The organism is Streptomyces sp. 8N706, from assembly GCF_052245415.1.
Taxonomy (GTDB): Bacteria; Actinomycetota; Actinomycetes; order Streptomycetales; family Streptomycetaceae; genus Streptomyces.
This window is the reverse complement of the sequence record NZ_JBQQBW010000080.1, coordinates 16,351-32,422: the sequence shown is the minus strand read 5'-3', so window position 1 is coordinate 32,422 and position 16,072 is coordinate 16,351. Positions and strand designations below refer to the sequence as shown.

10 protein-coding genes and 1 pseudogene are annotated in these 16,072 nt (G+C 71.9%); 9 read left to right on the top strand and 2 right to left on the bottom strand.

Features of this window, described 5'->3' with window-relative positions; translation table 11 throughout:
* From ACTWQE_RS24840 to ACTWQE_RS24825, 4 genes and pseudogenes are all read left to right on the top strand, one after another.
* Positions 1–1,843, top strand: a pseudogene (locus tag ACTWQE_RS24840) (protein kinase); the annotation flags it as partial.
* A 276-nt stretch (positions 1,844–2,119) separates the two neighbouring features.
* Positions 2,120–3,835, top strand: a complete 1,716-nt coding sequence (locus ACTWQE_RS24835; RefSeq protein WP_443331255.1) for a protein kinase domain-containing protein — start codon at positions 2,120–2,122, stop codon at positions 3,833–3,835.
* 269 nt (positions 3,836–4,104) lie between these two features.
* Complete coding sequence (locus ACTWQE_RS24830; protein WP_443331254.1) at positions 4,105–5,733, top strand: succinic semialdehyde dehydrogenase; 1,629 nt, start codon at positions 4,105–4,107, stop codon at positions 5,731–5,733.
* 40 nt (positions 5,734–5,773) lie between these two features.
* Positions 5,774–7,594 carry a GMC family oxidoreductase N-terminal domain-containing protein gene (locus ACTWQE_RS24825; protein ID WP_443331253.1) on the top strand — a complete coding sequence of 607 codons (1,821 nt, stop codon included), beginning with the start codon at positions 5,774–5,776 and terminating at the stop codon, positions 7,592–7,594.
* 248 nt (positions 7,595–7,842) lie between these two features.
* Here ACTWQE_RS24825 and ACTWQE_RS24820 read toward each other — a convergent pair whose 3' ends face one another.
* Both ACTWQE_RS24820 and ACTWQE_RS24815 read right to left on the bottom strand, forming a co-directional pair.
* Positions 7,843–8,886, bottom strand: a complete 1,044-nt coding sequence (locus ACTWQE_RS24820; protein ID WP_443331252.1) for an LAETG motif-containing sortase-dependent surface protein — start codon at positions 8,884–8,886, stop codon at positions 7,843–7,845.
* Between the two features lie 1,038 nt (positions 8,887–9,924).
* Positions 9,925–10,224 (bottom strand): chorismate mutase, encoded by a 300-nt coding sequence (locus tag ACTWQE_RS24815; protein ID WP_443331251.1) that lies wholly within the window; start codon positions 10,222–10,224, stop codon positions 9,925–9,927.
* 309 nt (positions 10,225–10,533) lie between these two features.
* Here ACTWQE_RS24815 and guaA point away from each other — a divergent pair, with 309 nt between their 5' ends.
* The 5 genes from guaA (at position 10,534) to ACTWQE_RS24790 (ending at position 15,659) form a co-directional block, all read left to right on the top strand.
* Entirely contained in the window at positions 10,534–12,159 is a 1,626-nt protein-coding gene (gene guaA, locus ACTWQE_RS24810) for a glutamine-hydrolyzing GMP synthase (protein WP_443331250.1), read from the top strand.
* A gap of 122 nt (positions 12,160–12,281) precedes the next feature.
* Positions 12,282–12,872, top strand: a complete 591-nt coding sequence (locus ACTWQE_RS24805) for a Uma2 family endonuclease (RefSeq protein ID WP_443331249.1) — start codon at positions 12,282–12,284, stop codon at positions 12,870–12,872.
* Positions 12,873–13,034: 162 nt separating this feature from the next.
* Positions 13,035–13,820, top strand: a complete 786-nt coding sequence (locus tag ACTWQE_RS24800; RefSeq protein WP_443331248.1) for a class II aldolase/adducin family protein — start codon at positions 13,035–13,037, stop codon at positions 13,818–13,820.
* 90 nt (positions 13,821–13,910) lie between these two features.
* Positions 13,911–15,017, top strand: coding sequence for a hypothetical protein (locus ACTWQE_RS24795; RefSeq protein ID WP_443331247.1), 1,107 nt, complete (start codon positions 13,911–13,913; stop codon positions 15,015–15,017).
* Positions 15,018–15,116: 99 nt separating this feature from the next.
* A complete protein-coding gene (locus ACTWQE_RS24790) occupies positions 15,117–15,659 on the top strand; it encodes a DoxX family protein (RefSeq protein WP_443331246.1) in 543 nt (180 codons plus the stop codon).
* The last annotated feature ends 413 nt before the right edge of the window (positions 15,660–16,072 follow it).

The following is a 16,072-nucleotide window of genomic DNA, read 5'->3' as shown; positions in this document are numbered from 1 at the left end:
CGACGACGTCGGCCCGTGGCCCGGCGCGACGCCGTGGGGCGATCACTTCCTCGGCAGCTCCCCGCCCGCGCTCCCCGGCGCGCGGGGTGACGCGGGCCCCCACGGCCCCTCCTCCCGCTCGCCGTTCGGTGAACCGGTGCCGGGGCGCTCCGGGCTGCCCGCCCCACGTGGCGTGGAGAGCGCGTCCGACGGGGGGCTCCCCTTCGGCCCCGAGCCGTCCGGCCGGCGCAGCCCGGGGACGGGCATGAGCCCGCACGGCCCCTGGCCGGGCGACGCGGCCCTCGGAGCAGCTCCCGGCGGCGGTTCCGCCGGTGGCCCTTCCGGCCCCGGGCCGGGCGATACGGGGGGACGCGGTGTGCCCCCCGCCCGCAGGGGAGAGGAGCACGCCCCCGGTGCGGGATGGCCCACGGCTCAGCCCCGCTCCGGAGCACTGCCAGGAACCGGAGTCCTGCCAGGATCCGGATCCCTTGCCGCCTCCGGGGCCCTGCCCGGAGGCGGAGGCGGGCACCCGCGGCTGCCCGAGCCGCGGCAGTCCCGTCCGTCCGGGCGCTGGGGCGACGACGTCGGATCCGCCCCCGCCGCGGGCCTCTACCGCGGTCCGGAGACGCCGCTCGCCGCCGAGCGGGCCCGTCAGGCGCGGATCGTTGTCGTCGGGGCCGTCACCGAGCGGTGGGCACCCGAACAGGCCGGGCCCGTCCATGAGAACTGGCAGCTCGCGCCGCCCATCGGCCCCGCCACCGACCTCTGGGCCCTCGGCGCACTGCTCTTCCGTGCCGTCCAGGGCCACGCGCCCTTCCCCGAGGAGAACGCCGCCGAACTCGTGCAGCTCGTGTGCTCCGAGCCGCCCGCCTACGCCGAGGAGTGCGGCGCGCTGCGCCCCGTCGTCGAGTCCCTGCTCCGCCAGGACCCCACCGAGCGACCGGAGGTCGAGGAGCTCCGCGGCTGGCTCCGTTCCCTCATCCGGTCGGCGCCCGAGCCGGAGCTGGGCAGCCGTACGGTCACCGTTCCCTCCCTCGGCAGCGGGGAGCCCGGCGACCCCCGCCGGCTCCCCGTCGTACGCCGCCGTGGCGAGGTGGTGCGCAAGCGGCGCGCCGGGGCTCCGGCCGTCGTCCACGGCCGCCACAAGCGGGGCCGGGAGAAGCGGCAGCGGGGCCCGCGCACCCTCGGGCGGCTGCTTCTGGGGCTGATCCTGCTGATCCTCGTCGCGGCTGTGGCGTACGCCGTCCTGTTCATGCCCCCGGGCGGGGAGGACGGCAGCGAGGACCGTACGGGAGCGGCGGGCTCCGCGAGTTCGGCCCCCCGGCCGACGACCGGCACGGAGGACGGTTCCACGGACGCCTCGGAGGAGCCCTCGTCACAGGAGGCGCAGTCCACCGAGCCCGCCGGCCTTCCGGACGGCTTCGCGCTCCGCAAGGACCCCGAGGGGTTCCAGCTGGCCGTCGCCCAGGGATGGGAGCGGCGCGGCAAGAACGCCCGCGGCCAGATCCGCTACGTCGGCGGGGACCACGAGCTCATCGTCGTCCCCGGCAGGGACTCCGTCGCCACGTACGGCAGCGACCCCATGGCGTACCAGCAGGACAAGGAGCGGGAGTTGGCGGCGTTCCGCGACTCCCAGTGGGCCTCGGCCTCGGGCCTGCGCCGTATCGACGTCGGAAAGACGGCGATGGCCGAGGGCGCCTTCAACTGGAAGGACAGCAGCGGCCGCGAGGTGTACGCCCGCAACCTGGCGGTGATCGTGGACGGCCGTTACCACCTCGTGCAGGTCCTCGGCCCGAGCGATGCCCGTGAGGACGTCGACCGCTTCTTCGAGCAGGCGAGCGGCACGTACCGCGCGACCGGCTGACCCGCACCACGACGCCTCCGCTCGAAGAGGCAGGAGGCGTACGCACGCGGGTCGGCACGGGGCGACAGGTCCCCGCCCGGGGCGTGCGCACCAGGTCCCCGCCCGGGGCCGGTACAGGTCCGCACGGCGATCGCTTCCGTGGCCCCGGGCCGCCCGCCCGTCCGGTGGTTCCAGATCCTTGTACGGCGCACGAGGCGGTCGGCGCGCCGGAGTTCCCCCGAACTCCACTCCTATGGCCCTGTCCCGGTGGGGACACCCGTGGGGCAGGATGGCCCCATGGGGACCTTCGGGGGCGAGGGCGGCAGGCTGCTCGCCGGGCGTTATCGGCTGGGTGCGAGGCTCGGGCGCGGCGGGATGGGCATCGTGTGGCGCGCAACCGACCAGCTGCTGGGCCGCCAAGTCGCCGTGAAGGAACTGCTCATGGACGACGGGCTCCCGGACTCGGCGGCCCGGACGCAGCGCGAGCGGACGCTGCGCGAGGCCCGTACGGTCGCGCAGTTCCAGCATCCCAACGTCGTTGTCGTGCACGATGTCGTCGAACAGGACGAACGGCCGTGGATCGTCATGGAGCTGGTCGACGGCCGGTCCCTCGGAGAGCAGCTCTCGGTCGACGGACCCGTACCGCCGCGTGAAGCCGCCCGTATCGCGCTGGCCCTGCTGGGCGCCCTGCGGGTCGCGCACGCGCACGGGGTGCTGCACCGTGACATCAAGCCCGCGAACGTCCTGATGGAGGCGGGCAGCGGTCGTGTCGTGCTCACCGACTTCGGGATCGCCCAGGTCACCGATGGCACGACCATCACCGAGACCGGCTCGTTCGTCGGCTCGCCCGAGTACACCGCGCCGGAGCGGATGGCCGGAAGCCGGACCGGCCCGGAGTCGGATCTGTGGTCTCTGGGTGCCCTGCTCTGCGCGGCGCTGAGCGGCAAGTCGCCCTTTCACCGGGACTCGTTGGGCGGAGTGCTGCACGCCGTCGTGTCCGATGTGATCCGCCCGCCGGAGGCGGCGGGGCCGCTGCTGCCGGTCGTGCGCGGGCTGCTGGAGCGTGACCCGGACCGCCGGATGGACGCCAGACGGGCCGAGCGGCTGCTGGAGGAGTACCTGCGGACGGGCCGTATGGCCGGCGCTGTCCCGGGCTACGGCGCTGTCCCGGGCTACGGCGCAGCCCCGGGACGCGACGCGGGACCGGGGCATGCGTCCCCACAGCGGGCCCTGGCCGACGCACCGCCCGGTGGCTCCGCTCCGCCGTCGCCGGCCTCCGACGGGGCGGCCCGTGCCCGTGCGACCCGCGCCCGTGCGCTCCTGGCGGCCACGCTGCTCGTCGCGGCGGCGGTCGGTGCGGGCGTGGCGGCCGTGGCGATGCTGATGGACGACAACCGGAGCGGGACCACCGCGGGCGGGCCCACCGCCACCTGGAGCCGGGAGAGCGGGACGAGCCGGCAGAGCCCGCGGCCGTCGGTGTCCAACCAGGCACCCTCGCCGACGGTGACGGTCCCCTCGACCGCCCCGGCGACCGACGAGCCGCCACGGCCGCGGACCACCGCGCCCCAGGGCTACCGCACCGTCTCCGACCCCGCCGGGTTCCGGGTCGCCGTCCCCGAGGGCTACACGCGCTCCTACGAGCCGCCGCGGGTCTTCTACTACTCGCCCGGCAAGAAGTTCCGGATCGGCATCCACATCCAGGACGCGCAGCGGGGCGGTCCGCTGGGGGCGATGCGGGAGGCTCATGCGGAAGGGCCGGACCACTACGAGGGTTACCGCGACGGTGAGGTCACCGCGACGACGCACAACGGAAAGGGCGCCGCGCTCTGGGAGTTCACCTGGAACGGCTTCACCGCGGACGGCGGCCCCCGGCACACCTTCGACATCAGCTGGGACGAGGCCGGAAAGATGTACGACGTGTGGGTCTCGGCGCCGATCGGTGAACGCGCCGCCGCCCGCCGCCATTTCGACACGGTGCTGAAGACCTTCGTACGGACCCGTCCCAGGTCCTGAGCGCCTGCCGGCCCGGCTCCGACGGCCCCCCTCAGCGCCCTCCCGGCGTGCGACGCCGAAGCGGTGCCGGCGCACCCCCGGACCCGTCAGCCGGCTCGTCGGGAAGCGCGCCGACCGGACAAACCTCGCTGACCAGCAGCCTTGTGCCAGTCATCAGTGGCGCGATCAGCGACCCGTAGGTGCCGTGATCCCCGATGCCGCCACGGGCCCCGAAAAACGTGTTACTGACGGGTACCCAAAGCCTTTCCTCGCGGCATACCCTCACCCGCATGACGGACTCGAAGGGCACCACGCAGGCCACCGCACCCACCTCCTCCGGCAATCCGGTCTTCAGTGCCCCGGCGGGCGCCCGGACCGCTGCCGACGTGGTCACCCCCGAACTCGTCGTCCGGCTCACCCGCGATGTGGTCGGCTCGGGCGCCACCGTCAACCACACGCCCCTCACCGGGGAGAAGCTCGCCGATCTGCCCGAGTCCACCCCCGAGGACGTGGCCACCGCCTTCGCGCGGGCCCGCGAGGCCCAGAAGGCGTGGGCGGCGGTGCCCGTACGGCAGCGTGCCGCCGTTCTCCTGCGCTTCCACGACCTGGTGCTGGCGCGCCAGGCCGAGGTGCTCGACCTCATCCAGCTCGAGACGGGCAAGGCCCGCCTCCATGCGCACGAGGAGGTCCAGTCGGTCGCCGTCGCCGCCCGCCACTACGGGCGCAAGGCCCCCGCCTATCTGCGGCCCAAGGGCCACACCGGTGTCGTACCGACGCTCACGAAGGTCACCGAGCTGCGCCAGCCGCGCGGCGTCATCGGCCAGATCGCGCCCTGGAACTACCCGTTCGAACTGTCCGTCGGCGACGCGCTGCCCGCCTTCGCCGCGGGCAACGCCGTCGTCATGAAGCCCGACACCGAGACCGCGCTGACCGCCCTGTGGGCGCGGGACCTGCTGATCGAGGCCGGGCTCCCGGCGGATGTCTGGCAGGTCGTCCTCGGCGAGGGCCCGGTCGTCGGACCCGCCGTCGTCCAGCACGCCGACTACGTCTCCTTCACCGGCTCGACCCGCACCGGCCGTGAGGTGGCCCGCAGCGCGGCCGAGCGGCTCGTCGGCTGCTCCCTCGAACTCGGCGGCAAGAACGCGATGCTGGTGCTGCGCGACGCCGATGTCGACAAGGCGGCCTCCGGGGCGATCCGGGGCTGCTTCTCCTCCGCCGGACAGCTGTGCATCTCCATTGAGCGGCTGTACGTGCACGAGTCGGTGGCCGACGCGTTCCTGGAGCGCTTTGCCGCCCGGACGAAGGCGATGCGGCTGGGCACGGCTCTCGCCTTCGGCGCCGACATGGGCTCCCTCGTCTCCGAACGCCAGTTGGAGAACGTCACCCGCCATGTCGAGGATGCGGTCGCGAAGGGCGCCCGGCTCGTCGCGGGCGGCAGGCCCCGCCCGGACGTCGGGCCCTTGTTCTACGAGCCGACGATCCTCGACGGTGTCGAGTCCCCGATGGCCGTGTGCACCGAGGAGACCTTCGGCCCCGTCGTGTCGGTCTACCGTTTCAGCGACGAGGACGACGCGGTCGGTCTGGCCAACGCGACGCCGTACGGCCTCAACGCGAGTGTCTGGACCAAGGACGGCCGGCGCGGGCGCGCCATCGCGGTCAGGCTCCGCGCGGGCACGGTCAACGTCAACGAGTCGTACGCCGCCGGGTACGGCAGTGTGCAGGCCCCGATGGGCGGCATGGGCGACTCCGGACTCGGCCGCCGCCACGGCTCGGAGGGCATTCTCAAATACACCGAGCCCCAGACCGTCGCCCAGCAGCGGCTGATTCCGCTGGCCCCATCCTTCGGTATGGACGACGCCCGGTACGCGGAGTTCATGACCCGCGGCCTGCGGGTGATGAAGGCCCTCCGCCTCGGCTGAGAGGGCCGGCGCCGACCTGCACCATTCTTCGGAGGTATCAGTGTCACAGGAGAACTGCGCCCACGACTACGACGTGATCGTCGTGGGCTCCGGCTTCGGAGGGTCGGTGTCCGCGCTGCGGCTCACCGAGAAGGGGTACCGCGTCGCCGTCCTCGAGGCCGGCCGCCGATTCACCCGCGAAACACTTCCCAGGAACTCCTGGGACCTCCGTAACTTCCTGTGGGCACCGGCCCTCGGCCTCTACGGCATCCAGCGGATCCATCTGCTGAACAACGTCATGATCCTGGCGGGCGCCGGAGTCGGCGGCGGGTCACTGAACTACGCCAACACGCTCTATGTGCCGCCCAGGGCGTTCTTCGAGGACCGGCAGTGGGGGCACATCACCGACTGGCAGGAGGAGTTGACGCCGTACTACGACCAGGCGCAGCGGATGCTGGGCGTACGGCTCAACCCCACCCTCACCCCCTCCGACGTGCATCTGAGGAAGACCGCCGAGCGGATGGGGGTCGGGGACTCCTTCCATATGGCCCCCGTGGGCGTCTTCTTCGGGGACGGCAGGGACGCCGTCAGGGGGGAGGAGACCAGGACGGCGACGGGGAAGCCCGGCGACGAGGTCCCGGACCCGTACTTCGGCGGCGCGGGGCCCTCCCGCCGCGCCTGTACCGAGTGCGGCGAGTGCATGACCGGCTGCCGGCACGGTGCCAAGAACACCCTCAACGAGAACTACCTCCACCTCGCCCAGAAGGCCGGGGCGGTCGTCCACCCGATGACCACGGTGACCGGCGTCTGCGAGGACGGCGACGGCGGCTACCTCGTGACCACCGTCCCGACCGAGAAGAAGCGCACCGCGGACACCAGGACGCTGCGCGCGCGCCAGGTCGTCATAGCCGCCGGTACGTACGGCACGCAGACCCTGCTGCACACCATGCGGGACAACGGCATGCTGCCCCGCATCTCGGACAAGCTCGGCTTCCTGACCCGTACCAACTCCGAGGCGCTGGTCGGCGCCATGACCGACGACCGGCGCTACCACCGGAAGACCGGTGAGAAGAAGGCCGACTTCACCCGGGGCGTCGCGATCACCTCCTCGATCCACCCCGACGAGAACACCCACATCGAGCCGGTCCGCTACGGCAAGGGCTCGAACTCCATGGGCATGCTGACGGTCCTCCAGGTGCCCCGGGGCGGCCGGGTGCCCAAGGTTCTCGCCTACGCGGGCACGTGTCTGCGCCACCCGCTGCTCACCCTGCGCTCGCTGTCGAACCGCCGCTGGTCCGAACGCACCATCATCGGGCTGGTCATGCAGTCCCTGGACAACTCGCTGACCACCTACCGGAAGCCGAAGGGCCTGGGCAAGGGCCTGCTCACGGCCCGGCAGGGGCACGGCGCGCCCAATCCGGACCACATCCCGGAGGGCGCGGAGGCGGCGCGGCTGCTCGCCGAGGAGATCAACGGATTCGCGGGCAGCAATGTCGGCGAGCTGATGGGCACCCCGCTGACCGCGCACTTCCTGGGTGGCTGCCCCATCGGCCAGGACGCGGAACACGGCGTCATCGACCCGTACCACCGGCTGTACGGGCACCCGGGGATCCATGTGGTGGACGGCGCGGCGGTCTCCGCGAACCTGGGGGTCAACCCGTCGCTGACCATCACCGCCCAGGCCGAGCGGGCCATGTCGCTCTGGCCCAACAAGGGCGAGGAGGACCCGCGCCCGGAGCAGGGCGCGGAGTACGTACGGCTGGCGCCGGTCGAGCCACGGTCGCCCGCCGTCCCCGAGCACGCTTTCGCGGCACTGCGGCTGCCGGTGCTGCCGGTTCCGGTGGTGCCGCCGAAGAACCCGACGGCGACTGCGGAGGCCTGACACACCGTTGCCGGATACACCGTGTCGGCACCTGCCGTCACGGCGTGACGGCTCCTGGCGTCTGCCGGGCGTGGTGACGGCTCCGCCTGCCGTCTGCCGGGCGTCGCCTCACGCCGCCTGCAGTCCGCGGCCCGGCGCCGTCCGCTGGAGTACGTCCGCCCTGCGGACTGCCCGCAGGGCGGACGAAGGGGCCGCACCCCCCTCCGGTGCGGCCCCTTCCGGTACGGCTAACGGCTACGGGTCACCGCTTACGCGGCGGCCTCCGAACCGGCGGACTTGCGGCGGCGCACGATGAAGACGGCGCCGGCGCCCACGACCATGGCGACACCGCCGATGGTGGCGACGGTCGGCAGCGCGGAGGACGAACCCGTCTCGGCGAGGTGGCCCTTCGGGTTGATCTCGGTGTCACCGGCGGGCTTGGCCGGAATCGGCTTCTTGCCACCCTCCTGCGGCTTGGCGCCGGGGACCTTGCCCGGCTCCGAGCCCGCCTTGAGGATGTCGAACTCGTAGTAGCTCTCGCCGCCCGAGTAGACGCAGTCGCCCTTGTCGTTGGCGTAGACGCCGATGCTGATCGCGAAGCCCAGGCCCGCCGGGGCGGACGCGTCCACGCTCAGGCGCAGGTCGAGCGAGAAGGACTCGTGCGGCCGGATGTCGGTGTAGCCGACGTAGCCCGCGCCCTCGTCGTTCTCGTTCAGGGAGATGTCCTGCCACGTGCCGGACTCGGGGTCCTGGTACTGGAGCTTCAGATGGCCGCTGGTGACCTCCCAGCGCTCCTCGTCCACCTGGGCGGCGAAGACACCGAGGTCGACCCGCTTGTAGACGGCGTCCGACTTGTTGGACACGTTCAGCTTGAAGTTGTGGAACCCGCTGCCCGCGACGATCTTCGAGGGGAGGCCGGAGAACCCGGTGACGAGGTTGTCGTCGAACTGCGGCTCCTCATCGCTGTCGTTGCACTCGAGGGGACCCTCGGTGGGGTCGGTCGACGGCTCGGCGGAGGCCGAGGCGGTCGGCTTCTCCGACTCCGCGGGGGCCGAGGCGGACGCGGAGGCGCTCTGCGAGGGCGACGCGGGGGCGGAGGAGGTGCTGGTCTCCGGTGCCGTGTCGGACGGCGCGGTGGACTCCGGTGCCTCGTCGGCGGGGGCGCTGGACTCCGTCGCGGGCTCCGTGGTGGCGGAGGTGACGGCGGCCGGTGTCTCCGTCTCCTCGGCGGAGGCGGAGGGGGCGGCGAGCAGCGCGGCAGGGGCTATGGCGGCCGTCGCGGCAGCGGTCGCCAGGGCGCGGCGGAGCTTCATGAGACCTCTTCTGGGTCCGGAGGGCTGCTGGGTGCAGCACCGTCATGGGGAGGCCGTCGCGGTGGGGGAACGCGGTAGGGCCGTGCGTTTGCACATAAGTGACCCGTAAGAGGTGGGCAGGGTTGCGCCACGGGTGCTTCGACTTTCAAGTGATCTGTGTCACATGAGCCCCCTGTTCGCGACGGGAGCTGAAGTGGCGCGGGAAGCATTGGGGGCGGAGGGGACGAGGACGGGAGCGGTACGGGCCGGGCGCGTGCTGGGCACGGGGTGCACGGTGGGTCGCGGTGCACGGTTGCCAGGGGCCGCACGGTGGGTTGGGCCGGACGACGGAGCGCCGACTGGTACGGATGCGGCCGGCCCCGGGCGTCCCCGGGACCGGCCGTCCTTATGGGCCGTGACCGGGCTGCTGTCCCCTGCCGACCGGTCACGCGCCGGAGCGTGGTCCCACGGCGCACCCCGCTCGGTCAGTCCCTGAGCCCGAGTCGCTCGGCACGCCACACGCTCCAGCGATTCCGTCCTGTCACTCCTGGGCGCCCGGGTGAACAGGAGCGGAGCCACGGGTGGTATTCGGCCGCCCCTGGCTGGCACGGACATCGAGACCAACGAAGGGACTCGCGGCTGGTCACGCGCCGTACGGGTGACGGTGTGAGGGGTCCGGAGAGGGTTTCTTCGCTCCCCGCCGCCCTTTCCGCGTGCCCGTTCGCGGCGGGCCCGATCACACCAGCCCGTTCGCCCGTGCCTGTTCACGCGGGCCGGTGCGCACGAGCCGTTTCACACGTGCCCGTTCACGTCTGTCCGATCACACGTGCCCGTCCACACCTGCCCGATCCCCGGCCCGTTCCCCGCGGCCGCGGCGCACCCGCATCCCCGCGACCGGATCCCACGGGCATCACCCGGGCGGCCCGCGGCTCGCCGCGCCCGCCCGCGCCGTCGCGTACCGGCCGGCCGCACCGGCGCGTACCGGCCTTGCCATCCGGCCGCACCGGCGCGTACCGGCCTCGTCACCCGGCCACATCGCACCCGCGCCCGAGGGCGTCCTCACACGCGGCCGCGGCAGAGCTCCAGCAGCGTCATCGCCAGGGCGGTGCCGGGCCTGCCCAGCTGCCCGCTGTAGTGGTTGAGGATCTCCATCTCGCGGGACAGGTTCACCCGTCGGCCGCCGGAGGCGATCCGGGCCTGCTGGATGGCGGCCGAGACGGCCATCCGTTCCTGCACGAGGCCGATGATCCGCCCGTCCAGATCGTCGATCCGCTCGCGGGCGGCCACGATCTCCTCGGCGGCGTCATCGGTGCGGGCGCCGGTGTCCTTCGGTGCGGGTGCTGCGGTAGGGATGCTCATATCCGTGTCTCCTCGGGGCTCGCCGCCCCGGACCGTCAGGACCCGGAAAGACAGAACGCCCCGGGCCTCTACCGGCCCGGGGCGCCTGGGAAGTCGCTTGGCTATGACTCAAGCAGCGCGACCATGGCAGCCGGACGGGCCGGTGCCATAGGTAAAGACGAACGTCGTGTGCTGGGTCATGCGAGCCAGTATGCCCGATCAGGGACAGGCGTCACGTACGGGGTCGGATGGTGAGACGGAATGTGTGCCGGTGGCCCCGTTAGACTCGGTGACACCACACCTCCGTAACACCGCCGGAAGGCCGCCGAAGTGTCATCAGCGACCCGCCCCTCCTCCTCGACGGGGGGGACCCCCGCCCCCGACGCCGACCGCTCCCCGGACACGGTCCTGGTCGTCGACTTCGGCGCGCAGTACGCCCAGCTCATCGCGCGCCGGGTCCGCGAAGCCCGGGTGTACAGCGAGATCGTGCCGCACACCATGCCCGTGTCGGAGATCCTCGCCAAGAACCCGAAGGCGATCATCCTCTCCGGCGGTCCGTCGTCGGTGTACGCCGAGGACGCCCCGCACCTGGGCCGGGAGATCTTCGACGCCGGCGTACCGGTCTTCGGTATCTGCTACGGCTTCCAGGCGATGGCGCTGGCCCTCGGCGGCACGGTCGACAACACCGGCGGCCGCGAGTACGGCCGTACGCCGCTGAACGTCTCCCGCTCCGGCTCGACCCTCTTCGAGGGCACTCCCGACGAGCAGTCGGTGTGGATGTCGCACGGCGACGCCTGCTCGGCCGCCCCCGAGGGCTTCACCGTCACCGCGAGCACCGACGGCGTGCCCGTCGCCGCCATCGAGAACGACGAGCGGAAGCTCTACGGCGTCCAGCACCACCCCGAGGTCCTGCACTCCACGCACGGCCAGCAGCTGCTGGAGCACTTCCTCTACCGCGGCGCCGGATTGGACCCGAGCTGGACCACCCACAGCGTGGTCGAGGAGTCGGTCGAGGCGATCCGCGAGCAGGTCGGGGACAAGCGCGCGATCTGCGGGCTCTCCGGCGGCGTGGACTCGGCCGTGGCCGCCGCCCTCGTCCAGAAGGCCATCGGCTCCCAGCTGACCTGCGTGTACGTGGACCACGGCCTGATGCGCAAGGGCGAGTCCGAGCAGGTCGAGAAGGACTTCGTGGCCGCGACCGGCGTGCAGCTGAAGGTCGTGGAGGCGGAGCGGCGCTTCCTCGACGCGCTGAAGGGCGTCTCCGACCCCGAGGAGAAGCGCAAGATCATCGGCCGGGAGTTCATCCGGGTGTTCGAGCAGGCGGCCTCGGAGATCGTCGCCGAGGCCGGAGCGCAGGGCGAGGCGGTGGAGTTCCTCGTCCAGGGCACCCTCTACCCGGACGTGGTCGAGTCCGGCGGCGGCACCGGCACCGCCAACATCAAGTCGCACCACAACGTGGGCGGGCTCCCCGAGGACCTGCAGTTCCAGCTCGTCGAGCCGCTGCGCAAGCTCTTCAAGGACGAGGTCCGGATGGTCGGCCAGGAGCTCGGCCTGCCGGAGGAGATCGTCCAGCGGCAGCCCTTCCCCGGACCGGGCCTGGGCATCCGTATCGTCGGTGAGGTCACCAAGGAGCGCCTGGACCTGCTGCGCGAGGCCGACGCCATCGCCCGCGAGGAGCTGACCGCGGCCGGTCTCGACCGGGACATCTGGCAGTGCCCCGTGGTGCTGCTGGCGGACGTACGCTCCGTCGGCGTCCAGGGTGACGGCCGCACCTACGGCCACCCGATCGTGCTGCGCCCGGTCTCCTCCGAGGACGCGATGACGGCCGACTGGTCCCGGCTGCCGTACGACGTGCTGGCGAAGATCTCCACGCGGATCACCAACGAGGTCGACGAGGTCAACCGGGTGGTGCTCGACGTGACGAGTAAGCCCCCGGGCACCATCGAGTGGGAGTGACCGCCGAACCTCCCGTTACGTGACAACGCTGACGCCGTCGCTCATCAGTTTGAGTGGCGGCGTCGGCGTTCGCCATGGGCAGCCTGACCGTACGGACCAGACTCACGTCCATGGGAGCACTCATGACCGCTGAGATCGCTCGGCACCAGCCCTGGCCGGTGCCGCCGCGTGACGGTTACACCGTGGACGACCTGTTCACCCTGCCCGACCTCCCGCCGCACACCGAGCTGATCGACGGGAGTCTCGTTTTTGTGAGTCCGCAGCGCCTCTTCCGCAGCGATGCGATCGACCTGCTGGTGAGCGGACTGCGTAGCACTGTGCCGCCAGAGCTGAAGGTCAAGCGCGAGATGACCGTGGTGATCGACAAGCGCAACGGTCCCGAGCCGGATATCTCGGTCGTACGCGCCGCGGCATCGATGAGTCGCCAACAGGTCTACTTCGAGGTCGGAGATCTCGTGCTCGCGGTCGAGGTGGTCTCGCCGGACTCGGAGGCCCGCGACTACGACACCAAGCCGCACAAGTACGCGCGCGCGGGCATCCCGCACTTCTGGCGGGTCGACATGGCCCGGGCCGACGAACGTCCCGTCGTCCACGTCTTCACGCTCGACCACGAGACGCGCACCTACCGGTCCACCGGCGTCCACCACGACCGGCTCAAGCTCACCGTCCCCTTCGACATCGACATCCACCTGAGCGAGATCGACACCCTGTAGCGCGGGCCGGGTCCGGGGCTCCGGGCTTCTGCGGGGGCGGTTCTCCCGAAGGGACTCCTCCGTTCGGGCGTGGGAGGCCTGTGCGGATCCGTCGCAGCTCTGTTCTCCTTCGGTACTAAGCGGTAGCTTCCCTGGCACACGTCACGAGGAGGTTCAGCCGCGATGCCGGAGCCGACGCCCATACCCACCGAGCAGCTGCACTTTGCGATGCCGCCGGCCCATGCGTCGTTGGAGGAGGAGCGTCGCTACCGCAAGGAGCGGCTCACCGCCGCTCTCCGCCTCTTCGGACGGTTCGGCTTCGAGGAGGGTGTCGCGGGTCATGTCACCGCCCGGGACCCCGAGTTCACCGACTGCTTCTGGGTCAACCCCTTCGGGATGTCCTTCAAGCACATCACCGTGAGCGATCTGATTCTCGTCAACCACGAGGGGCGCGTGGTCGAAGGACGCTTTCACGTCAACCAGGCCGCGTTCGCCATTCACTCGCAGGTGCACCAGGCCCGTCCGGATGTCGTCGCCGCCGCGCACAGCCACTCCACGTACGGCCGCGCGCTCTCCTCGCTCGGTGAGCTGCTCGAGCCGATCACTCAGGACGTGTGCGCCTTTTACGAGGATCACGCCCTTTTCGACGACTACACGGGTGTCGTCCTGGACCAGGAGGAGGGGCGGCGGATCGCTGCCGCGCTCGGCCCGCACAAGGCCGTCATCCTGCGCAATCACGGCCTGCTGACGGTCGGCGACTCGGTCGACGCGGCGGCGTGGTGGTTCATCACCATGGAGCGGTCCTGCCAGGTGCAGCTGACCGCGAAGGCGGCGGGCAAGCCGGTCCTCATCGACCATGAGAGCGCGGTGCACACCCGCGATCAACTCGGAAGCGATCTCGTGGCCTGGATCAACTACCAGCCCCTGTGGCAGCAGATCACCCGGAGTGAGCCCGAGCTGCTGGGCTGACCCGGCGTCCGGCACGGTGGCCGTTGCGGCACAATTTCCTCTCGTTGTTGGGCGTTGCCGCGCTTGCGGCGAGAGAGGCGGGGTTGTCCCATGGCCGTGGACTCGGCGAGAGAGGGATTGCCGGAGGGCACCCATGGCGGCGGCTGCGCCTGCGGCGCGTGCCCGTACGGCGCGCGGGAGGGGCACCGGCGTGCGGTGGCCGCGTTCATCGCGCGGCGCGAGGAACTGGCGTCCGGACAGGGAGTGCCCAGCGCCCTCGCGCACTCGGCCGGGGCCTCCCGGCAGTGGGTGGCGGAGGAGCTGACGCGATCCGCCCGGAAGGTGGCCGAGTTGGGACGGGCGGAGGGCAGGATGCGATTGCGCGGCGGCCGGGGCGGGCTCATCGGGCCGCTCCTGGGCGACGACAACCGGCTCTCCACCTCACGGACGGTCGCGGCGGTGTGGGTGCTGGTCGCCGTGGCGGCCGTGCTCGTACCGGCGGCGGTACTCACCGTGACCTCCGACCGCGCCGGGCTGCTCCACGGACTGCGGCTCGGCAGTGCCGCCGGGCTGCTCACCGTGGTCGCGCTGACCTGTCTGCAGGCCGTGGCCGTGGCGGTCGTCGTACGGCAGCGGGTGCGGGCCCGCCGCCTCCAGAAGGTCTCCGCGGACCGGCCGCGCGCCGCGGATCTGATCACGGACGACGCGGGGCGGGGAAGCTTCGCCGATGTGCAGTACGTCCTGGTGACAGCCGCCGCCGCGCTCTTCGCGGTGGTGCGGCTGGTGCGGGATCCGCAGCGGCTGCCCGGGCTGCCGTGGGGGATCGTGGCGCTGGTCGCCGTCTCCGCCGCCACCTATCTGGCCGCCAAGTGGTCGGAGGGCGGCCGGCCGGTCGTACTGTCGGTCGTCCGCGCCCGCGAGGCCGGGGATCTGGACGGCCCCATCAGGCCCGGGGACGACATCGAGATCCGCGGCAGCGGTTTCGTGCCGCCGGGGGCGGGGACGGCGGACGCGCTCGCCCGGATGGTCGTACGGATCGGCGCCGTTCATGTGCAGGTGCCGCTGGTGCCGGTCGCCGGGGGCTTCGGCAATCCGACGGACGCGGTGCTGACCGTGCCGGTTCCGGCGGAGGTCGAGCCGGGGCGGGTGGACGTCCAGGTGATCACGGCCTCGGGTGCGGAGACGAACCGTTGCCCGATCGATGTCGTTGACGGTTGAACATCGCTGAACCCTCATCGACCCTTGTCCGTACCTCTCGCAGAGGCCCAGCGGCGTGGGGAGAATCGTGCCTGCACGGCACCGGAGGAGGCGGACGGCATGACTCATGCGGATCTGGATCGTACGGGTGGACGGCGCGCGGAGGGACTCGGCGAACCGGCGTCGTTGCGGGGGGCGGCGTCCCGCTACGCGCTGCTGCCGCTGCGGATCTTTCTCGGCGTCACCTTCGTGTACGCCGGTGTGGACAAACTGACCGATCCGGCCTTCCTCGCCGCTAGCGGATCCGGCTCGCTCGGCGAGCTCATGCGCTCGGTCCGGGACAGTTCGGCGATTCCGGTCCTGGTGGACCTCGCCCTCAAGAGCCCGACAGGATTCGGCTACGCGATCGCCATCGGTGAGATCGTGGTGGGCGTCGCCACGCTCATCGGATTCTTCGCCCGACTCGCGGCCTTCGGAGGTGCGCTGATCTCGCTGAGCCTCTGGCTGACGGTCAGCTGGCAGACCGAGCCGTACTACTACGGCAACGACCTGGTCTACCTGATCGCCTGGCTCCCCCTGGTCCTGGCGGGCGCCTCCCTGCTGTCGATCGACGCGGCCATCGCGGCCCGACGCGGGCGCTGGGGGAAGCAGATCTACGGCTGACCGGCACCTCTGCGGCGACAGGCGGTGCGCCCGGCTCCGCGGCGGAAGGCTCCGCAGGAGCGGCGTTCCACGAGAACGGGCGGCCCGGCTTCGAAGGAGCGGTTCGGCTCCGCAGGGACCGGTTCGGCTCCGCAGGGACCGGAGCCCACCCCGCTGGAGCGGCGGCGCGGCGGCGTCGACGCCGGCAGCGTTCTCCGCGGGCCGCCTTCGCCGCCCGAGGGCCCGTAGCCGCGCCCTCGCGGATGTGCTCCTCGGCGCTCTGTCCCCGACACGCCGCGGGTCCGGCGCCGGGTACGAAATCGGAGCTTAAACTTCCTTTATTCTCGGTGTACTTGGGGGTTCCGGCGTGGGAGTCTGGCGCCTCTGATCCAGTGTGGATGACCTCATCGGGGGTGCAAGGTGATCACAGGTGA

Excerpts from the sequence above, each read along its gene's own strand:
- ACTWQE_RS24835 (WP_443331255.1), top strand. The coding sequence starts at position 2,120 with ATGGGGACCTTCGGGGGCGAGGGCGGCAGGCTGCTCGCCGGGCGTTAT.
- ACTWQE_RS24795 (WP_443331247.1), top strand. The coding sequence starts at position 13,911 with ATGGCCGTGGACTCGGCGAGAGAGGGATTGCCGGAGGGCACCCATGGC.
- ACTWQE_RS24815 (WP_443331251.1), bottom strand. The coding sequence starts at position 10,224 with ATGAGCATCCCTACCGCAGCACCCGCACCGAAGGACACCGGCGCCCGC.
- ACTWQE_RS24800 (WP_443331248.1), top strand. The coding sequence starts at position 13,035 with ATGCCGGAGCCGACGCCCATACCCACCGAGCAGCTGCACTTTGCGATG.
- ACTWQE_RS24790 (WP_443331246.1), top strand. The coding sequence starts at position 15,117 with ATGACTCATGCGGATCTGGATCGTACGGGTGGACGGCGCGCGGAGGGA.
- ACTWQE_RS24805 (WP_443331249.1), top strand. The coding sequence starts at position 12,282 with ATGACCGCTGAGATCGCTCGGCACCAGCCCTGGCCGGTGCCGCCGCGT.
- ACTWQE_RS24820 (WP_443331252.1), bottom strand. The coding sequence starts at position 8,886 with ATGAAGCTCCGCCGCGCCCTGGCGACCGCTGCCGCGACGGCCGCCATA.
- ACTWQE_RS24830 (WP_443331254.1), top strand. The coding sequence starts at position 4,105 with ATGACGGACTCGAAGGGCACCACGCAGGCCACCGCACCCACCTCCTCC.